At 46.5% G+C, this 931-nt stretch carries 1 protein-coding gene; it reads left to right on the forward strand.

Features of this window, described 5'->3' with window-relative positions; genetic code table 11:
• Window positions 1–20: 20 nt before the first annotated feature.
• A partial coding sequence (locus A3735_RS00195) for a wax ester/triacylglycerol synthase domain-containing protein (protein ID WP_304439948.1) occupies window positions 21–931 on the forward strand: 911 nt, incomplete at its 3' end.

The raw sequence follows: 931 nt of genomic DNA on the forward strand, positions 1-931 counted from the left end.
GTAGCCACCCCGGAGGCACCATGCACAGACTATCCAATCTCGATGCTTCATTTTTACACCTCGAATCTGCCAGATCACCCATGCACATCGGCTGCACGCTGACCTTTTCTCAGCCTAAGAACAAGACAATGACCTTCGAGCAGTTCAAGAGTCATATTCAATCGCATCTGTCGATATCGCCTGTTTTTAGAAAGAAGCTGGCGACACAAATCCTAGACCTTGATCGACCAGCCTGGTTAGACGATGAGAGCTTTGATATTGATCAACACTTGTTCCACACAAGTTTGAAAGGTGAGCTGCACGAACATGACAAAAAGCAGGTTATCAACCAGTTCTTTAGTCGCGCACTAAATCATCACAGGCCTTTGTGGGAAATAATGTATATGGAAAGTGAAAACAAGCCGGATGAGTTTTTTGTCCTGCTGAAGTTTCACCATGCCGCAGTCGATGGTATGTCTGCCGAGCATATTCTCGCTGGCTTACTAAGCCCTAAAAGCGCCCCGCAAGCCGAGCTTACCGATGATTGGAAACCCGAACACCAAGACTTGCCGAGCACCGTTTATGAAATTGGTAGCAAGCACATTCAAAACGCCTATCGCAGCCCACTTAAGGTTTACGGCCTAGCTAAACGTCTGAGTCACTCTATCTTCAGCTCCCAAGCACTTAGAATGCTCGATAAGGAACAGCGTCCTCCGCACTTTTTCACCGCACCTGAAACGCCGTTCAATCAAGCAATCAGTAAAAAGCATTTCTTTGCAAGCGCCCATCTACCGCTCTACAAAGTAAAGGAAATTAGAAAGGCCTACACGGGCAGCACAATCAATGATGTTGTATTAGCAATCTGCTCAGGTGCTCTGCGAAAGAACCTGGAAACAAGCAATGAGCTTCCTGAAGAATCTTTAGTCGCTATGATTCCCGTATCAAAACGAGA

It is taken from the genome of Oleiphilus sp. HI0061 (assembly GCF_001635675.1).